Source organism: Dactylosporangium sp. NBC_01737, assembly GCF_035963215.1.
Taxonomy (GTDB): Bacteria; Actinomycetota; Actinomycetes; order Mycobacteriales; family Micromonosporaceae; genus Dactylosporangium.
In genome coordinates, this window is sequence record NZ_CP109153.1 from 5,750,324 (window position 1) to 5,766,282 (window position 15,959).

At 73.0% G+C, this 15,959-nt stretch carries 13 protein-coding genes and 1 pseudogene; 11 read left to right on the top strand and 3 right to left on the bottom strand.

Going from position 1 to position 15,959, the window contains the following annotated elements; all coding sequences use genetic code 11:
* Window positions 1-45: 45 nt before the first annotated feature.
* The gene (locus OHA72_RS25930) at window positions 46-1,854 is read right to left on the bottom strand and encodes a serine/threonine-protein kinase (protein ID WP_327010391.1); all 1,809 of its coding nucleotides are present in this window, start codon (window positions 1,852-1,854) and stop codon (window positions 46-48) included.
* 87 nt (window positions 1,855-1,941) lie between these two features.
* On the bottom strand, window positions 1,942-2,253 hold the full coding sequence (locus tag OHA72_RS25935; protein ID WP_327010392.1) for a hypothetical protein: 312 nt from the start codon (window positions 2,251-2,253) through the stop codon (window positions 1,942-1,944).
* On the opposite strand from OHA72_RS25935, the pseudogene OHA72_RS64835 reads away from it, so the two are divergent.
* The 11 genes and pseudogenes from OHA72_RS64835 to fxsT all read left to right on the top strand — a co-directional run.
* Window positions 2,179-2,415, top strand: a pseudogene (locus OHA72_RS64835) (sortase); the annotation flags it as partial. The gene OHA72_RS25935 and the pseudogene OHA72_RS64835 sit on opposite strands and share 75 nt — an antisense overlap.
* Before the next feature lie 124 nt (window positions 2,416-2,539).
* Window positions 2,540-2,755, top strand: a complete 216-nt coding sequence (locus OHA72_RS25940; RefSeq protein WP_327010393.1) for a hypothetical protein — start codon at window positions 2,540-2,542, stop codon at window positions 2,753-2,755.
* Window positions 2,756-2,894: 139 nt separating this feature from the next.
* Entirely contained in the window at window positions 2,895-4,478 is a 1,584-nt protein-coding gene (locus OHA72_RS25945) for a TerD family protein (RefSeq protein WP_327010394.1), read from the top strand.
* A gap of 76 nt (window positions 4,479-4,554) precedes the next feature.
* A complete protein-coding gene (locus OHA72_RS25950; RefSeq protein WP_327010395.1) occupies window positions 4,555-5,946 on the top strand; it encodes a TY-Chap domain-containing protein in 1,392 nt (463 codons plus the stop codon).
* Window positions 5,947-6,033: 87 nt separating this feature from the next.
* Window positions 6,034-6,273, top strand: a complete 240-nt coding sequence (locus OHA72_RS25955; protein ID WP_327010396.1) for a hypothetical protein — start codon at window positions 6,034-6,036, stop codon at window positions 6,271-6,273.
* A 34-nt stretch (window positions 6,274-6,307) separates the two neighbouring features.
* A complete protein-coding gene (locus OHA72_RS25960) occupies window positions 6,308-7,945 on the top strand; it encodes an FxsB family cyclophane-forming radical SAM/SPASM peptide maturase (protein ID WP_327011666.1) in 1,638 nt (545 codons plus the stop codon).
* Entirely contained in the window at window positions 7,915-8,598 is a 684-nt protein-coding gene (locus tag OHA72_RS25965) for an aKG-HExxH-type peptide beta-hydroxylase (protein ID WP_327010397.1), read from the top strand. The genes OHA72_RS25960 and OHA72_RS25965 overlap by 31 nt, the downstream gene beginning before the upstream one ends.
* Window positions 8,586-9,380, top strand: coding sequence for an AAC(3) family N-acetyltransferase (locus OHA72_RS25970; RefSeq protein WP_327010398.1), 795 nt, complete (start codon window positions 8,586-8,588; stop codon window positions 9,378-9,380). The genes OHA72_RS25965 and OHA72_RS25970 overlap by 13 nt, the downstream gene beginning before the upstream one ends.
* 73 nt (window positions 9,381-9,453) lie before the next feature.
* The gene (locus OHA72_RS25975) at window positions 9,454-10,119 is read left to right on the top strand and encodes a TIR-like protein FxsC (RefSeq protein ID WP_327010399.1); all 666 of its coding nucleotides are present in this window, start codon (window positions 9,454-9,456) and stop codon (window positions 10,117-10,119) included.
* Window positions 10,116-11,360, top strand: a complete 1,245-nt coding sequence (locus OHA72_RS25980) for a TIR-like protein FxsC (protein WP_327010400.1) — start codon at window positions 10,116-10,118, stop codon at window positions 11,358-11,360. The genes OHA72_RS25975 and OHA72_RS25980 overlap by 4 nt, the downstream gene beginning before the upstream one ends.
* The gene (gene fxsT, locus OHA72_RS25985) at window positions 11,360-15,295 is read left to right on the top strand and encodes an FxSxx-COOH system tetratricopeptide repeat protein (protein ID WP_327010401.1); all 3,936 of its coding nucleotides are present in this window, start codon (window positions 11,360-11,362) and stop codon (window positions 15,293-15,295) included. The genes OHA72_RS25980 and fxsT overlap by 1 nt, the downstream gene beginning before the upstream one ends.
* Before the next feature lie 37 nt (window positions 15,296-15,332).
* Here the strand turns inward: fxsT and OHA72_RS25990 are convergent, their stop codons facing one another.
* Window positions 15,333-15,902 (bottom strand): RipA family octameric membrane protein, encoded by a 570-nt coding sequence (locus OHA72_RS25990; protein ID WP_327010402.1) that lies wholly within the window; start codon window positions 15,900-15,902, stop codon window positions 15,333-15,335.
* Window positions 15,903-15,959 lie beyond the last annotated feature (57 nt).

Here is a 15,959-nt window from a genome sequence, read left to right on the forward strand (position 1 = left end):
ACCCGTGTGGGTTGCGTTACATGGGTCGATCGGAGGGGGCGCCGGTCAGGGCCGCGCCGCGCGCTCCTGCACCATCCGCAGCAGCACCGGATCGATGACCAGCGGATCCGCGCCGGCCAGCTGGCGCACGACGGTCGGCCCGGCGTCCCGCGCGACGACCACGGTCAGGCCGGTCGACTCGAACTGCGCCGGCGCGAGCCGGATGCCGTCGGACCGGGTCCCGTCGGTGGTGAGCACCACCACGCAGCCGGCGACGACCCCGGCCGTGCCCCAGTCCGTCGGCTCGACCCGCCGCGCGAGCTCCTTGAGCCGAGTGTCGACCGAGGTGTTTGGGCGCCCGTCCGCGTACACCCGGCAGGCGTGCCCGTGCGCCGGGTTGAGCTCGTACGTGCCGGGGCGCACGCCGTCGAGCACCGCGAGCAGGACCACGCTGCGGTCGCACACCACGGCGGATCGGACCGTGCCGTCGTGCCACGGCACGGCGCGCGCCGCGGGCAGCGGGCCGAGGACGTCGTCGAGCCAGTCCGGCGGGTGGGTGTCGGCCAGCCAGTACCGGTCGTGGACGCGTTCGAACAGCTCCCGCCGCTCATGGTTGGCCCGGTCGGCGTGGGTCTGCGCCCGGTACTGCCGCACGTACCGCTCGATCTCGTGCGTGGCGACGACCTGGCCGGCGGCGGCGACCAGGACAAACCACGCCATCACGAGGTTGATGAACGGGTGCTCGCCCAGGCGGGACAGGTAGAGCAGGGCCGGCACCGCATACCAGGCGAGCGTCGCGACGACGGCCGGGACGGACAGCCGGTCGGCGTCCAACGCCTTGCGCAGCGCCGCCCCCGCGAGCACGGGGACCGCCACGGCCAGCGCGGCCGTCCACCAGGCCCAGTCCAGCAGCGTCAGCGCGCCCAGGCCGGCGAGCAGTGCGGCCACGCCCACGCCGATGTTGCGGCCCAGGTCGGGGTCGGCGGCGGGGGTGTCGAGCAGGCGCGGGCGGACCACCGCCGCCGCGGACGCCGGCTCCTCCGGCATGACCTTGGTGGCCGGCGGCGGCGAGGCGAACGCGTGGGTCTCCTCGGTCGGCTGCGCCGCCACGGAGGCCAGGTCCTCACGCATCCGCCGGGCCGACTCCTGCCGCCGCGCCGGGTCGGGCGACAGCGCCCGCCCCAGGACGGCGGCGAGCGGCTCCGGCAGCGTGTGCCACGCCGGGGACGGTGCGAGGGCGGACGGCGGCTCGCCGAGCAGCAGCGTGTGCAGGGTCGCGCCCAGCGAGTAGATGTCCGACGCGACACTCTCGGACTGCCCGGCGTGGACCTCCGGTGCCATGTACCCCTGCGTGCCCATCCTCGCCGTGGCGGTGAACGCGCCGTCGGCGCGGTAGATCGCGGAGATGCCGAAGTCGGACAGCACCGCCGCGCCGTCGTCGGTGAGCAGGATGTTGCTGGGCTTGATGTCGCGGTGCAGGATGCGCGAGGCGGCCTCGTGCGTGTGGCTGAGCGCCTCGGCCACCTGGGCGCCGAGACGCACCGCTTCGGCGACGGGCAGGGTCCGCTCGACCGCGAGCCGGTCGGCGACCGACCCGGCGTAGAGGTCCATGACCACGTACCCGGAGCCGTCGGCGGTGAAGTCCGCCTCCAGCAGCCGCACCACGTGCGGCCGCCCGCGCAGCGCCTGCAACGCCTGCACCTCGCGCAGAAACCGGCGCCGGTCCGCGTCGTCGAGATCCCGCTTGTACACCTTGATCGCGACGAGGGAATTGTCCAGCGTCGCCTTGTGCGCCCGATAGACGTGCGCCTGGCCGCCCTTGGCGCTGATCAGGGTGAGGTCACGGTAGCCGTGGATCTGCGGCGTGGTGACCATGAAGCCTCCCGGATGGCAGGGCCGCCCGATTCTAACCGCCGGTGGGCCGGTCATCCGCCCGCCCGCCGGGGTGCCCCACCCGATCTGTCACCCCCGCCCCTTTTCGCGCAGACCTCCGGTGCTGTTCATCTGCTGCATGTCTGGCGCAGGCATTGCGCGACGTGTTTCTTCATGCGCCCCGAAAAGGCTGACGATTTCGCGGTCCGCGTTTTTTGAAAATGACTCTGCCGGCGCATTGTGCAGATTCATTCGTCGATCGTCCTGATCGAGGCACCCGGCATCGGCCTGCGCCAGATCGTCGTGGAGGGCACCAGCTCCGGCGTCATGCGCGACGGCCCCGGCCACCGCCGCGACACCGCCCTGCCCGGCCAGCCCGGCACCGCGGTCGTCTACGGCCACGCCGCCGCGTTCGGCGGCCCGTTCCGCCGCGTCACCCGCCTGCAGCCCGGCGACCCGGTCACCATCACCAGCGGCCTGGGCATCATGCGGTACGAGGTCACCGGCATGCGCCGGGAGAGCGACCCGCTGCCGGCACCCCTGGCGGCCAGCGGCGCCCGGCTGACCCTGGTCACCGCGGAGGCCGACGGCTGGCGCAGCGGCTGGGCCCCGAACCGCGTCGTCTACGTCGAGGCGGTCCTCAAGTCCGGCGACCTCCAGCCGGGCCACCCCGGGCCGCCCGACGTCGGTGACGGTCGCCGAGAAGGCGATGCAGGCCGACCCGGACGCCCTGGTGCCGCTGGTGTTCTGGCTGCAGCTGTTCGTGTCCGCCGCCCTCGCCGCGACCTGGGCCTGCCAGCGCTGGGGCGCCCTGCAGACCTGGTTCCTCGGCGTCCCCGTCCTGTTCGCCTGCCTCTGGGGCACCGTGGAGACCCTCGCCGAGTTCCTGCCCAACCTCTCCTGACCCGCTTTTGGCCATGGACCGTTCAGCCAGCACCACTGCCACGTCGCGGACGCACCTGCCAGACGGACGTCCATATTCGTAACCGAACGATCGCTAATGGTGATCGTCCGTCGCTACGATCGCGCCGGAGGTGGCCGGCATGACAACCGTCGCGCTTGCACGCGGTGCGAACACCACGATCGACGATCCTGCAGTCCGCGTGTCGATCGCCTGGCGCGCCGGCTCGTCGGTGGATCCGTGCGCGCTGCTGGTGACCGCCGGGGGCAAGGTCCGTGGCGACGACGACTTCGTGTTCTACAACCAGCCGAGGGACGCCGCCGGCGCGGTCGAGCTGACCGCCGACGGCGGCTGCGGCGCGAGTCTGGCCGTGCAGTTCGGGCGGATCCCGGTCGGCGTCGACAAGGTCGTCATCGCCGGCTCCATGGACGCCGGCACGTTCGACACCGTGCCGGGGCTCGAGATCACCGTCACCGGGCAGCAGGGCCGGGTCCTCGCGACATTTCCGGTCGTCGGTGTCGAGCGGGTCGCGGCGGTGGTGTTCGGCGAGCTCTACCGCCGGCAGGGGCAATGGAAGTTCCGGGCCATCGGCCAGGGCTGGGACGCCGGCCTGGCCGGCCTGGCGACCCACTACGGTGTCACCGTCGATGACGACGAACCGCAGGAGCAGCCCCGCCCCGACTGGTATCCCGTGCCGGACAGTCCCGGGATGCTGCGCTGGTGGACCGGTGTCGAGTGGAGCGTGCAGACGGTCCCACGGTTCCAGGAGTCGCCGACCAGCTGCGGACGGTGCGGCGGCATGAAGTATCCGCCGCCTCCGGGTTATCCACCCGCGTGCGGACGGTGCGCCGCCGAGACCGCCAACGTGCTGAACGTCTGGCGCGCCAAGGCGGCTCAGGTGCTCGCGACCTCCGGCCCACAAGGTTCGGAATGGGACGCCCTGTGGCATGAGCTGCGCTACCACCGGGTCGCCGAGGACCGCGGCCGCGAGGCGCTGCGCCCAGCCGCCCTGCACCACCTGCAACAGGTCGTGGCGTTCGCGTTCGCCGACGATCTCATCGAGCAGTACGAGATCGACGGGTTCGACGACGCGGTCCGCCGGATCGGGATCACCGACACCGCGGTCGCCGGCATGCGCCACCGGCTGCAGCGCGGCCTCGATCTGGCCCGCATCGCCGACGGTGACGTCCCACGGATCGCGCAGACCACCCTGCATCTCGACGCCACCGAGATCCTGCACCTGGACACGCCCGCCACCCACATCAAGTTCCTAGCCAGCGGGCCGCGCCCCACGCACGGACGGCTGATCGCGACCAACACGAAGCTGCGCTTCATCGGCGACGCCGCCGGTGGCTCCGAGATCACGTGGGCCAGGATTCTGGAGATCCGCCCCGAGAACGGTCGCGTCGTCGTGTCGACCACCAGCTCGAAGGGCGGCAACTACAAGGTCGAGGACGCGGAGCACGCCGCCGCCGTGCTCACCGGAGTGCTCAAGATCGCCAAGCGGATCGCGCACGTTCCCGCCCAGCGCGACTCTCGCAGCATCGCCCCCGCGATCAAGTCCGAGGTGTGGCGGCGCGACGGCGGGGCGTGCGTGGAGTGCCGGGCCACCGAGTACCTGGAGTTCGACCACGTCATCCCGTGGAGCCGCGGCGGCGCGACCAGCGTCGGCAACCTCCAGCTGCTGTGCCGCAGGTGCAACCTCGCCAAGGGGGCCAGGATCTGAGCCGCACCGGGGCATCCGCGGGGGCGCGGACCGCCTAAGCTCGCACCCGGTTTTGGTCGGGACGGGGGGAGGTGCGGTGAGCGATCACCAGAGTTGGGACGCGGTGGCGGACGAGCTGGCCGACGCGCTGGTGCGGCTGCGGGCCGAGGACGCGGTCGCGCTCGATGCCGGGGACGTGTTCGTGCAGGTCATCCGGTTCGGCACCGGCATCGCCGTCAAGGGTTCGTCGGTGCTGGTCCACACGAAGGCCGGGGAGCCGGGGTCGCCGGTCGAGGCGGCGCTGACGGCGCTGGGGTGGGCGCCGTTCGACGAGGGGGAGACCGTGGGGCAGCCGGAGGTGCCGGCGCCGCTGGACCCGGCCACCGCGACCCGGCTGGCCGGCGTGATCGTGCGGACGCTGCGGGAGGTGCACGGGGTCGGCGACCCGGCGGTGATGACGTACAGCTCGTTCAACAACAACGGGCTGCGCGCGCCGCGGCTGCGGACCGTCGCGGCCGATGCGAAGCAGGCGGCGCCGGAGCCGGACCCGGCCACGCTGCTGCCGGCGCCTTCGCCCGCGTGGCGGGGGTGGTGCACGCTGCTGGCCGACGGGATCGACGGCTGGTCGCAGGCGGCGTTCGACCGGCTCGTCGCGGAGCGGGGCCGGCAGGCGGCGGGGCGGCGCGGGCCGGCGTTCACCGCGGCGGCGGGCGAGTCGGTGCGCGCCGGGACCTCCGACGCGGGCCGGCACGGCCACGGCGAGATCAGTGTCGTGAGTGTCCCAGCCGGTCGGTGCCGACGAAGCGGGGAGGCGCTCCGGCGGGCCCTCGCCGGGGCGGTGGCGGTGCTCGGCCACCCGCCGCTCGTCGGCGACGAGGGCCGCGAGCCGTTCGCGCGCTGGCGCGGCGCCCGCACCACGCTGACGCTGTCCGCGCCCGCCGGGCAGGTGCGGCTGCGGGTCGAGCCGACCGAGGCGCGGGAGAACGTCATCCACCACCACCAGAAGTGGATGATGTCGCCGGACGAGTGGGCCCCCGACGAGTTGTGGACCATCGAGCCGGACGTGGAGGCGCCGCAGGCCAAGGCGCTGCTCGGCATGATGTCCTACCCGCACTCGCCGTCGGAGACCCTGGAGGGGACCGTCGAGGAGCTGCGGCTGCTGTTCGGGTCCTGGTGCTCGGCGCTGCCGCTGCTGCACCCGTACGCGGGCAGCGCCCGCTGGCGGTTGAGCAGCACCGGCGGCACGATGATCGCCGAGGGCCGGTTCACGCGGGAGCGGGTGACCGCCCGGTTCGGCTGGTCCGACCAGTTCGGCGAGCAGGTGGTCACGGCACCGGGCGGCGACGTCGCCGCGGACCTCGCCGGGCGGGTGCGTGACGCGCTGGGCAGTGCCGGCGTGACCGCCCCCGGGGAGCTGCGCGGCGCCGCCTGGTCCGGCACGCCGGCGCAACGCCTGTACGCCAACCGGCTCACGCTCGGACACGGCTGACGCGGGCCAGGTAACCGCCGCGCCCGGTGGACCCGCCTTACTGATCCTGTTCGATCCGTACTGGTGACATCACGTCGGGTGTTGCCTATGCTTTGCTCAGACATCGAGGTCTGCGTCTGGGTCTTCGATCATCACCTGGGGGAATGCGTCGTGGAAGAAAACGCAGCGAACACCGACGCGAGCGGCACGACCGTGTTGGACCGCGTTCACCGTCGCCCGCTCTGCGAGATCCCGGCCGGCGACGCCGCGGCGGTCGTGTCCCGGGTGATCCGCGGCCGACAGGACCGGGCAGGCCTTGCTGTCGCAGCGTTCAATTCCGCGATCTGAGCTCGCCGCGCCGCTGCGGCAGTTCGTGCTGAAGGTGCACAGCAGGTGCAATCTGGCCTGTGACCACTGCTATGTCTATGAGCACGCCGACCAGACATGGCGGGACCGTCCCGTGGCGATGGCGCCCGGCACGGTGCAGGCCGCTGCGGACCGGATCGCCGAGCACGCCGCCCGCCACGGCCTGCCCGAGGTCCGGGTCGTGCTGCACGGCGGTGAGCCGCTGCTCATCGGGGAGACCCGGCTGCGGGACACGCTGACGCGGCTGCGCCGCACCATCGAGCCGGTCGCCGCCCTCGACCTGCGGATGCAGTCCAACGGGATCCGGCTGACCGAGCCGGTCTGCGAGGTGCTGCTGGCGCACGACGTGAAGGTCGGGGTGTCCTTCGACGGCGACCGCGAGGCCAACGACCTGCACCGGCGCTACCGCAACGGGGCCAGCAGCCACGAGCAGACCCGCCGCGGCCTGGCACTGTTGCGCCTGCCCCGGTACCGGTCGTTGTACGCGGGCATCCTGTGCACCGTCGACCTGCGCAACGACCCGGTCGCGGTGTACGCGGCGCTGTGCGCGGAGCGGCCGCCGCACGTCGACCTGCTGCTGCCGCACGCGACCTGGGATCATCCGCCGCCCAGGTACGGCGCGGACCCCACCCCGTACGCGTCGTGGCTGCTCGCCGTGCACCGGCGCTGGACCGAGGACGGCCGGCGGATGCCGGTGAGGGTGTTCGACGCGGTCCGCTCCACCTGGCGCGGCGGCGGCAGCGGCACCGAGGCGCTGGGCATCGACGTCGGTGACGTGGCCGTCATCGAGACCGACGGCGCCTGGGAGCAGCCCGACTCGATGAAGACCGTGGCGCACGGCGCCGCCGGCACCGGCCTGAACGTGCTCACGCACAGCGCCGACGAGGTGCTCACCGACCCCGCCATGCGGCACCGGCAGGCGGGTCTCGGCGCGCTGTCGGCACAGTGCCGTGCCTGCCCGGTGGTCGCGCAGTGCGGTGGCGGCCTGTACGCCCACCGGCACCGCACCGGCACCGGCTTCGACAACCCGTCGGTCTACTGCGCGGATCTCAAGGAGTTCATCGTCTCCATGAACGCACACCCGCCGGCCGCGCCGGCCGGCGCCATCGACGAACTGCAGCCGGCCGTGTTCGACGAGCTCGGCTCCGGCCACGGCGGGACCCGGGCGGTGCGGCAGCTGGCCGCGGCGCAGCTGGCGATCACCCGGGCGCTGCTCGCCGCGCTCGGCAACGGCCTGGCGGCGCAGGGCGCCGGGGGCGACGCCCGGGCGGCCTGGTCGAGCCTGGAACACCTCGAGCGGCTGGCCCCCGACGCGATGGCCGACGTGCTCGCGCACCCGTTCATCCGCCCGTGGCTGGTGACGTGCCTGAGCCAGGCTCCCGGCGTACCGCCGCCGGAACCGGACGGGCTGCCCGCCCTCGTGGCGGCCGTCGCGGTGCGGGCCGGTGCCGTGCTCGACGTGCCGGCGACGGTCCGCGACGGGCGGCTGCACCTGCCGACGCTGGGCACGGTCGCGTGGCCGTCCGCGGCGGTGGAGCAGGTGGTCGTGTCGTGCGGCCCGGGCGGGTTCACCGTCCGGGCGCCGGGCACGACGGTCCGCGTGGAGCCGATCCCGCCGCCGCGGTGGACGGCTGGCGACCGGCGCGGCACCTGACCGGCGGCGACGGCCGGGTGCTGGTCGAGGACTCGGACCCGCACCGCGACTGCTTCGACCGTCCCGCCGCGGAGCCGCTGGACACCGCCGGCACGCGGGCATGGGCGGCCGGGGTCGCGGAGGCCTGGAAGGTGGTGCACCGCGACGCGCCGGCGTACGCCGACGGCCTGCGCGAGGGACTGCGGGCGGTCACGCCGCTGCGCCCCGCGGCCGGCGGCGGCATGCACAGCGCCACGGCCCGCGACGCGTTCGGCGCGGTCGGCGTCGCCTACACGGCCGACAGCGCCGCGCTCGCCGTCATGCTGGTGCACGAGTTCCAGCACAGCAAGCTCGGTGCCGTGCTCGACGTGCTGGACCTCGCCGACCCCGGCGGGCCGGCCCACCGGCCCGGTTACACGGTCGGCTGGCGCAGCGACCCGCGGCCGGTCGAAGGGGTGCTGCAGGGCACCTACGCGCACCTCGCCGTCGCCGACATGTGGCGGGCACGGATGCTGCACGACGAACGCGACCACGTCGCACGGTCGCGGTACCGGATGTACCGGGACTGGACCGAGGCCGGGGCCGAGACGCTGCGCACGTGCGGGAGCCTGACCCCGGCCGGCGTCAGGTTCGTCGCGTGCATGGCCGATACGCTAGGTCGATGGGAGGGTTGAGCGGTCCCGGGCTGGACGTGTCCGCCGCCGACCGGCTCGCCGCCGACCTGCGCGCGCTCGGCGTGTCCGCCCCCGCCGTGCTGGTGCACTGCTCACTCGGGCGGGTCGGCGCCGGCGAGGCGACGCTGTACGCGGCGCTGCGCTCGGCGCTGGGGCCGCACGGCACGATCGTCGTGCCGGCGCTGACCGAGGACAACTCGCACAGCAGCGACCGGTATCTGCAGGCCACGGAGGGGTTCGACGCGCGGCAGCGGGAGGCCTACCACGCCCGCATGCCGGGGTTCACCCCGCAGACGCCGACCTGGATCCGCTTCTCCGAGTACGTGCGGCTGCTGCCCGGTTCGCTGCGCAGCGGCCATCCCCAGACCTCGTTCGCCGCCAACGGCCCGGCGGCGGCGCGGATCACCGCGGTCCACGACCTGAACTCGCACCTCGGCGAGCGCTCCCCCCTCGCGGCGCTGTACGACATCGGGGCGGCCACCCTGCTGCTCGGCGTCGGCTACGACGCGTGCACCGCCGCGCACCTGGCCGAGTACCGGCTGCGCCCGCCCCCGCCGGACCGGCCGTACCGCTGCTACGTGCAGCGCGACGGGCGGCGGGTGACGCTGGACTTCGCCGCCGCGGACCTGGACGACGACGACTTCCCGGCGCTCGGGGAGGCGGTGGACAAACAGCCGTTCGTCCGGGCGGGTCGGGTCGGCGGCGCCGTCGCCCGGCTGATGCCGATCCGCGACCTGGTCGACTTCTCCGTCGGGTGGATGAGCCAGCACCGGCTGCCGTAGCCGGGGGTGCCCGCGGGTGGTGCCAGGCGCTTATGGTTGATCCAACGACGATGTCCGATGAGGAGTACACCAGGTGGGCGGTGACGCCGAGAATGACCAGCGGGCGCCGGTCTTCTTCGTCAGTCACGCGCGGCCGGGGCGGCTGTCGTCCGCCGGTCCGCCGCAGGAGCGGTACCGGCACGTGAAACGCTTCTTCGACGACCTGACCGCCAACGTCAACGAGCTGATCGGCTCGTCGCCGGGGCAGGTCACCGGCTTCATCGACGTCGCCGAGGACGGCGGGGTCCGGTGGCGTGAGCAGGTGCTGCACGCCGCGGGCACCTGCCAGGTCCTCGTCTGCCTGCTCTCCACCGACTACCTGTTCCGCAGCGAGTGGTGCCCGCGCGAGTGGAGCGCCTTCGCCAGTCGCCGGGTCGTGCGGCGCGACACCCGCCGCCCGGACGGCGAGACCGCCATCGTGCCGGTGCTGTGGGCGCCGTTCCTGCGGCCGCTGCCGCCGGTGGTCGCCGAGGTCAACAGGTTCACCCCGACGGGGTTGCCGGACAGCAGCTACAACGCGATGTACCAGGAGTACGGCATTCTCGGGCTCCTGCGCACCGGGCAGGACGGGGTCTACGACGCCGTGGTGTGGAAGCTCGCGATGCACATCCAGCGGATCCACCACTTCTACGAGGTGGAGGCGTCGGTGCTGTCCAGCGTGGACGGCCTGCGCACCACGTTCGGCAAGGAGGACGGATGAGACCGGCCCCACCGCAGCCGCGCTGCTGGTTCTTCCTGAGCTACGCCCATTCCCAGCCGCTGCCGGGCAGGGAGGAGACCGACACCGACGGCAACGTGCGGACCTTCTTCCGGCACCTGTCTGCCGAGGTCGCCAGGCTGACGGGCGCCGGCGAGGGGACCCAGGTGGGGTTCTTCGCCGACCTCGCCGAGGCGGGCTCGAACTGGAAGGCCGTGCAGAGCGAGATGCTCGCCGTGGCCGACGTGTTCGTCGCGCTGTACTCGCCGAACTACTTCAACAAGTCCTGGCCGATGCGGGAGCGGGAGGCGTTCCTGCAGCGGCTGAGCACCGTGCTGCCGGCGCAGGAGCAGCGGCTGCGCCACGTCGTGCCGGTGCTGTGGGTGCCGCTGCCGCCGTGGAACGACATCCCCGAGCACGGCACGGCGCTCGCCCTGGGGCGGGGCGTGCCGGAGTACGAGGAGAACGGGCTGCGTGCCCTGTGCATGCTGCGGGTGTACCAACCGGCGTACCGGCGCATCCTGCAGCGGCTCGCGCAGCACATCGTCGACGTGGCGCGCACGTCGCCGGTCGGCCCGTCCGCACCGCTGCAGATCGACGAGGTCCGGCCCGAACGCCGCCCGGTGCGACCCGCGGGGGACACGGAGAAGCCGTTCCTGATCAGCGTGCTCTGCCCGACGCTGGAGCACCTGCCGGAGGGCCGGTCGCCGACGCCGTACGGCGCGACGCGGCAGCGGTGGCGGCCGTTCGGCGCGATGCGGGAGCTGCCCGTCGCCGACTACGCCGCGAACACCGCGGAGCGGCGGGGCCTGCCGACCCGGATCATCGACGCCACCCAGGACGGTGCCGCGGAACTGTTCGACACGTGCCCGACGCTGCTGCTGCTGGACCCGTGGACCCTGGCGGCGCCGGGCGGCGCGGAGATCCTCGCGCTGGTCGCGAAACATCTTCACCCGTGGGTGACGTGCCTGGTGGTCGCCGACCGCCAGGATCCCGAACATGCCGGGCGGGGCGCGGAGCTGTCCACGCAGGCAACCGCTAGGCTCGGGCGCATCGGTGCACGCCGCGTCATCACGGTGCTCGACGTCGACGAATTGGCCAACCGCATGCCGGCGATCGTCGAAAGTACCCGCAAGGAGTATCTCAGCACCGGCATGGTATTCCCCCCGAAGGGTCCGCACGAGACCCGCCCGACGCTGCGCGGGCGCCGGCAAGGCCCAGGCACTTCCGGGAAAGAGGAGTGATGAGCGACAACCAGCTCGGCAAGGTCGTCACGTTCTACTCGTTCAAGGGTGGGACGGGCCGGACGATGGCGTTGGCCAATGTCGCGTGGATTCTCGCGTCCAACGGCAAGCGGGTGCTGGTCGCCGACTGGGACCTGGACTCCCCGGGCCTGCACCGGTTCTTCAAGCCGTTCATCCGCGAGGAGGCGCTGGACGTCGCCACCGGTGTGATCGGCATGGTCCGCGCCTACGAGTGGGCGACGACCAGCGAGAACGCGTCCGGCGAGGGCTGGTTCGAGCAGTACGCCAAGGTGCAGCCGCACGCGTTCTCCCTCGAGTGGGACCACTTCCCGGCCGGCGGCGCGATCGACTTCCTGGCCGCGGGCCAGCAGAACTCCGACTACGCCCGCTCGCTCAACGCGATGAACTGGGACGACTTCTACGACCGCCTCGGCGGCGGGCAGTTCTTCGACGCGATGCGCGAGGACATGCGGCGCAAGTACGACTACGTGCTCATCGACAGCCGCACCGGGGTGAGCGACGTGGCCGGCATCTGCACGATGCAGCTACCCGACATCCTCGTGACCTGCTTCACCTACAGCGAACAGGGCATCGACGGCGCGTCCCGGGTCGCCCGGACGGTCCACCGGGCCCCCCGCAAACGGGCCATCCGTGTGCTGCCGGTTGCGATGCGCGTCGACCCGGCCGAGAAGGAGAAGGCCGACGCGGGCCGGGCCGTGGCCCTGGAGCGCTTCACGGGCCTGCCGGAGGGGATGAGCCAGGCCGACCGGGAGGCGTACTGGTCCGGGGTGGAGGTGCCGTACCGGCCCTTCTACAACTACGAGGAGACCCTCGCCACGTTCGGCGACTGGCCGAGGTCGCCCAAGACGATGCTCGCCGCGTACGAGACGCTCGCCTCGCACATCACCGGCGGTGCCGTGGAGCGCATGCCGGCCCTGGACGAGGCGGTGCGCCTGCGGACCTTGAACCGGTTCGTGCGGCAGGTCGTGGTGGCCGAGGAGGTCGTCGCCCTGCGCTACGCCCCGGTCGACCAGATGTGGGCCGAGTGGGTCGAGAAGCTGCTGCTGGAGGCCGGCATCCGGGTCCACGACCTGCAGGCCACCCCGGCCGGCGGCCCCGCGCCGAGCCACCTCGCGCGCCAGCTCACGATCATCTCGCACGCGAACGCCGACACCGAGGCGCACGTGGCCGTGCCGGACCGCGGCGACTCGCGGGGCGCCCTCGCGATCTACGTGGCCGACGTGCGGCCCCTGCCCAGCTACCCGATCGGCCGGTCCGCGTTCCTCGCCGGGCAGTCGCAGCAGCAGGCGGTCGACCGGGTGCTGCGGCTGGTCGGGTTCCCGGCGAACCGGCCGGCACCGGACCAGGCCGACGTCGGGGTCCGGTTCCCCGGTGCGGAGCCGGCGGTCTTCAACGTGCCGGTCCGCAACACCAAGTTCACCGGCCGCGAGGCGGACCTGCGCCAGCTGCGCGCCAACCTGCTCAACCGGCGCAGCGCCGCGCTGCTGACCGGGGACATGCCGATCGCCCTGCAGGGCATGGGCGGCATCGGCAAGACCCAGCTGGCGATGGAGTACGCGCACCGCTTCAAGAACGCCTACGACGTGGTCTGGTGGGTGCCGGCGGACCCCGTGAACTTCGTCGACACCGAGCTGGCCGACCTCGCCGCGCGGCTGGACCTGCCGCAGCAGTCGGGCATCCCCGACATAGCCCGGTCGGTGATCTCCGCGATCAGCCGCGGCCTGCCCTACGAGCGGGTCCTGCTGGTCTTCGACAACGCGGAGGACGTGCTGCGGGTGGTGCCGTTCCTGCCCACCGAGCGCGCCCACGTCCTGATCACGTCCCGGAACAAGGAGTGGGCCGACCGGGCCACCGCCATGCAGGTCGAGGTGTTCCAGCGCGGCGAGAGCATCGCGCACCTCCGCCAGCGCGTCCCGACGATCAAGCCGGACGAGGCGAACCGGGTCGCGGAGCTGCTCGGCGACCTGCCGATCGCGGTCGCGGCGGCCGGCGCGTGGATCGCCGAGACCGGCACCGACGTCAGCGAATACCTGCGCCACATCGAGCGGCACGGCCCGGCGAACCTGGTCAACCCGCCGACCAACCTGTCGGTCGAGGCCACCTGGGACCTGTCGCTGCAGCGGCTGCGGGAGCGTTCCCCGGCGGCGTACCGGCTGCTGCAGCTGTGCTCGCTGATGGCACCGGAGATCGCCCTCGACCTGATCTACAGCAACGAGCTCGCCGCGGCGCTGGTCGAGCTGGACCCGGCGATGTCCGAGCCGATCTACCGCGGCGTGCTGGTCCAGGAAATCAACCGGCTCGCGCTGCTGAAGCTCGACGTCGGCAGCGGCCAGATCCAGGTGCACCGCCTGCTGCAGCACGTGGTGCGCAGCCGCATGTCGGCCACCGAGCTGGAGGCCGCGCGGCACCAGGTCCATCTGGTCCTCGCGGCGTCGCGTCCCCGGGACGCGAAGGACGAGGTCGACAACCCCGACTCCTGGCGGCGATACCGGATGCTCTGGCCGCATCTGGAGTTCTCCGGGGCGATGGAGTGCGAGGACGAGTCGGTCCGCCAGTTGATGATCGACCGGCTGCGCTACGTGTGGTTCACCGGCGGGATCACCGACGGGCGCACCCTCGGCACCAAGATCGACGCGACCTGGACCGCGATGCTGGAGCGCACCACCGGCGAGCAGGAGCGTCGCACGCTGCAGCGGCAGCTGCTGCACCTGCGCTTCAACCTCGCCAACGTCCTGTGCGAGACGGGCCTGTTCGAGGAGTCCCGCCGCCTCGACGAGGAGGTGCTGGAGCAGCAGACGGAGCTGCTCGGCGAACACCACCCGCACACGCTGATGACCGCCGGCGGCCTCGGCCGCGACCTCCGCGCGCTCGGCCTCTACACGGAGGCGCTGGCCCGTGACGAGATCACCTACAAGACGTGGTCGGAGTTCTTCGGCGACGACCACCCCCGCACGTTCGGCGCCCTGAACAACCTCGCGGTGTCCTACCGGCTGGTCGGCGACTTCCGGCAGGCCCGCGAGCGCGACACCGAGGCGTACGAGGGGCGGCGCAAGGTGCTCGGCGAGCTGAACCCGTACACGCTCGCCTCCGGCGAGTGCCTCGGCCGGGACATCCGCGAGGCCGGCGACTACGACGGCTCCGTCAAGCTGCTCGGCACCATCGCGAGCCGCTACGAGCAGGTGCTGCCGGACACCGCGCGGGCCCTGGTGTCGAAGGCCAACCTGGCGGTGTCGCTGCGCAGCGCCGGGCGGGCCGCGCAGGCCGCGCCGCTGCTGGAGGACGCCTACGAGAAGCTCAACGAGCTGCGGGGACCGGCCAGCCCCGACACGCTCGCGGTGCGGCTGAGCCGGGCGTGCAACATCCTCGCGGTCGGCGCGGAGGAGCCGGAGCCGATGCGCCGGCTCGCCTACGAGACCGCCGCCAGCGAGACGCGCGAGGTGGAGAACGCGTACTCCTCCAGCCTCGGCCGGCGGCACCCGCACACGCTGGTCTGCCTGAACAACCGGGCCGCCATCGCCCGTGCGACGGGGGACCTGGACCAGGCCGAGCGCCTGGCCGCCCAGGCGGTGAAGGAGATGGAGTTCGTGCTCGGCGCCGAGCACCCCTACACGCTGGCCGCCCGGCTCAACCTGGCCGTGGTCAAGGCCGAGCGGGGCGACCTGGCCAGGGCGCGGGAGCTGATCAGCAGCACCTGGGAGGTGCAGCAGCGGGTGGCCGGACCCGAGCACCCCGACACGCTGCGGTGCCAGGCGAACGTCGTGCTGATCCACCGGGGCAGCGACGGCTCCGGCGAGGCCGCCGTCGCGGACGTGCTCGAACGGCTGACCCAGCTGCTCGGCGACCACCACCCGGCGGTGACCGCCCTGCGGGAGGGCCGGCACCTGCACCGCGTGCTCGACCCGCACCCGTTCTGATCCCGGCGCGCCCCGGCCGCCCGCAGCGGCCGGGGCGTCATCCGGCGGCGTGCACCACGACGACCACGAACACCGCCAGGTACAGCGCCGCGAACAGCGCCGGCACCCACTGCTCCAGCGTGGTGACCGGCCAGTAGAGGGCCCGGTCGCGGCCGGAGCCGAGGGCGCCCCACTCGGCGCGCCAGTACGGGGAGGCCGGCAGGCGCTCCTCGAGCGCCCCGATGACCCGGAACTTCGCCGAGCTCAGCTGGCGGTAGGACCGGATGATCCAGAACCAGGCGGCGCACTGGCCGACCAGCACCAGGCACGGGATGACCAGCAGCCAGGGGCTCTGCGTCCACACCTGCGGCAGCACGGCCCCGGCGGCGGTGAGCGTGGCGGTGTTCACGGTCAGCAGGAACGTGTTGGTCAGTCCGCGGCGGGCGGCCAGCCGGTCGGTCATCTCGACGTAGAGGCGGTACTGCTCGAGGATCGCGGCCTGATACCGCTCACCGCCGTCGATGTAGGTGGCGGCGTCGACGGTGGTGGTCCACAGGCCGCCACGGACCGTCTCGATGCTCGGGCTGACGCGGCGGAACGGGCGGGTGAGCCGATCACTGGCGTTCATGCCCATCAGTGTCGCGAATCCGCGCCAGAAGCTCGCCCCGACATTCACCCGACCGCG

Bases quoted from the DNA above. Each gene is read 5' to 3' on its own strand.
- fxsT (WP_327010401.1), top strand. From the start codon at position 11,360: ATGAGCGACAACCAGCTCGGCAAGGTCGTCACGTTCTACTCGTTCAAG.
- OHA72_RS25970 (WP_327010398.1), top strand. From the start codon at position 8,586: ATGGGAGGGTTGAGCGGTCCCGGGCTGGACGTGTCCGCCGCCGACCGG.
- OHA72_RS25980 (WP_327010400.1), top strand. From the start codon at position 10,116: ATGAGACCGGCCCCACCGCAGCCGCGCTGCTGGTTCTTCCTGAGCTAC.
- OHA72_RS25930 (WP_327010391.1), bottom strand. From the start codon at position 1,854: ATGGTCACCACGCCGCAGATCCACGGCTACCGTGACCTCACCCTGATC.
- OHA72_RS25945 (WP_327010394.1), top strand. From the start codon at position 2,895: ATGACAACCGTCGCGCTTGCACGCGGTGCGAACACCACGATCGACGAT.
- OHA72_RS25990 (WP_327010402.1), bottom strand. From the start codon at position 15,902: ATGAACGCCAGTGATCGGCTCACCCGCCCGTTCCGCCGCGTCAGCCCG.
- OHA72_RS25955 (WP_327010396.1), top strand. From the start codon at position 6,034: ATGCTTTGCTCAGACATCGAGGTCTGCGTCTGGGTCTTCGATCATCAC.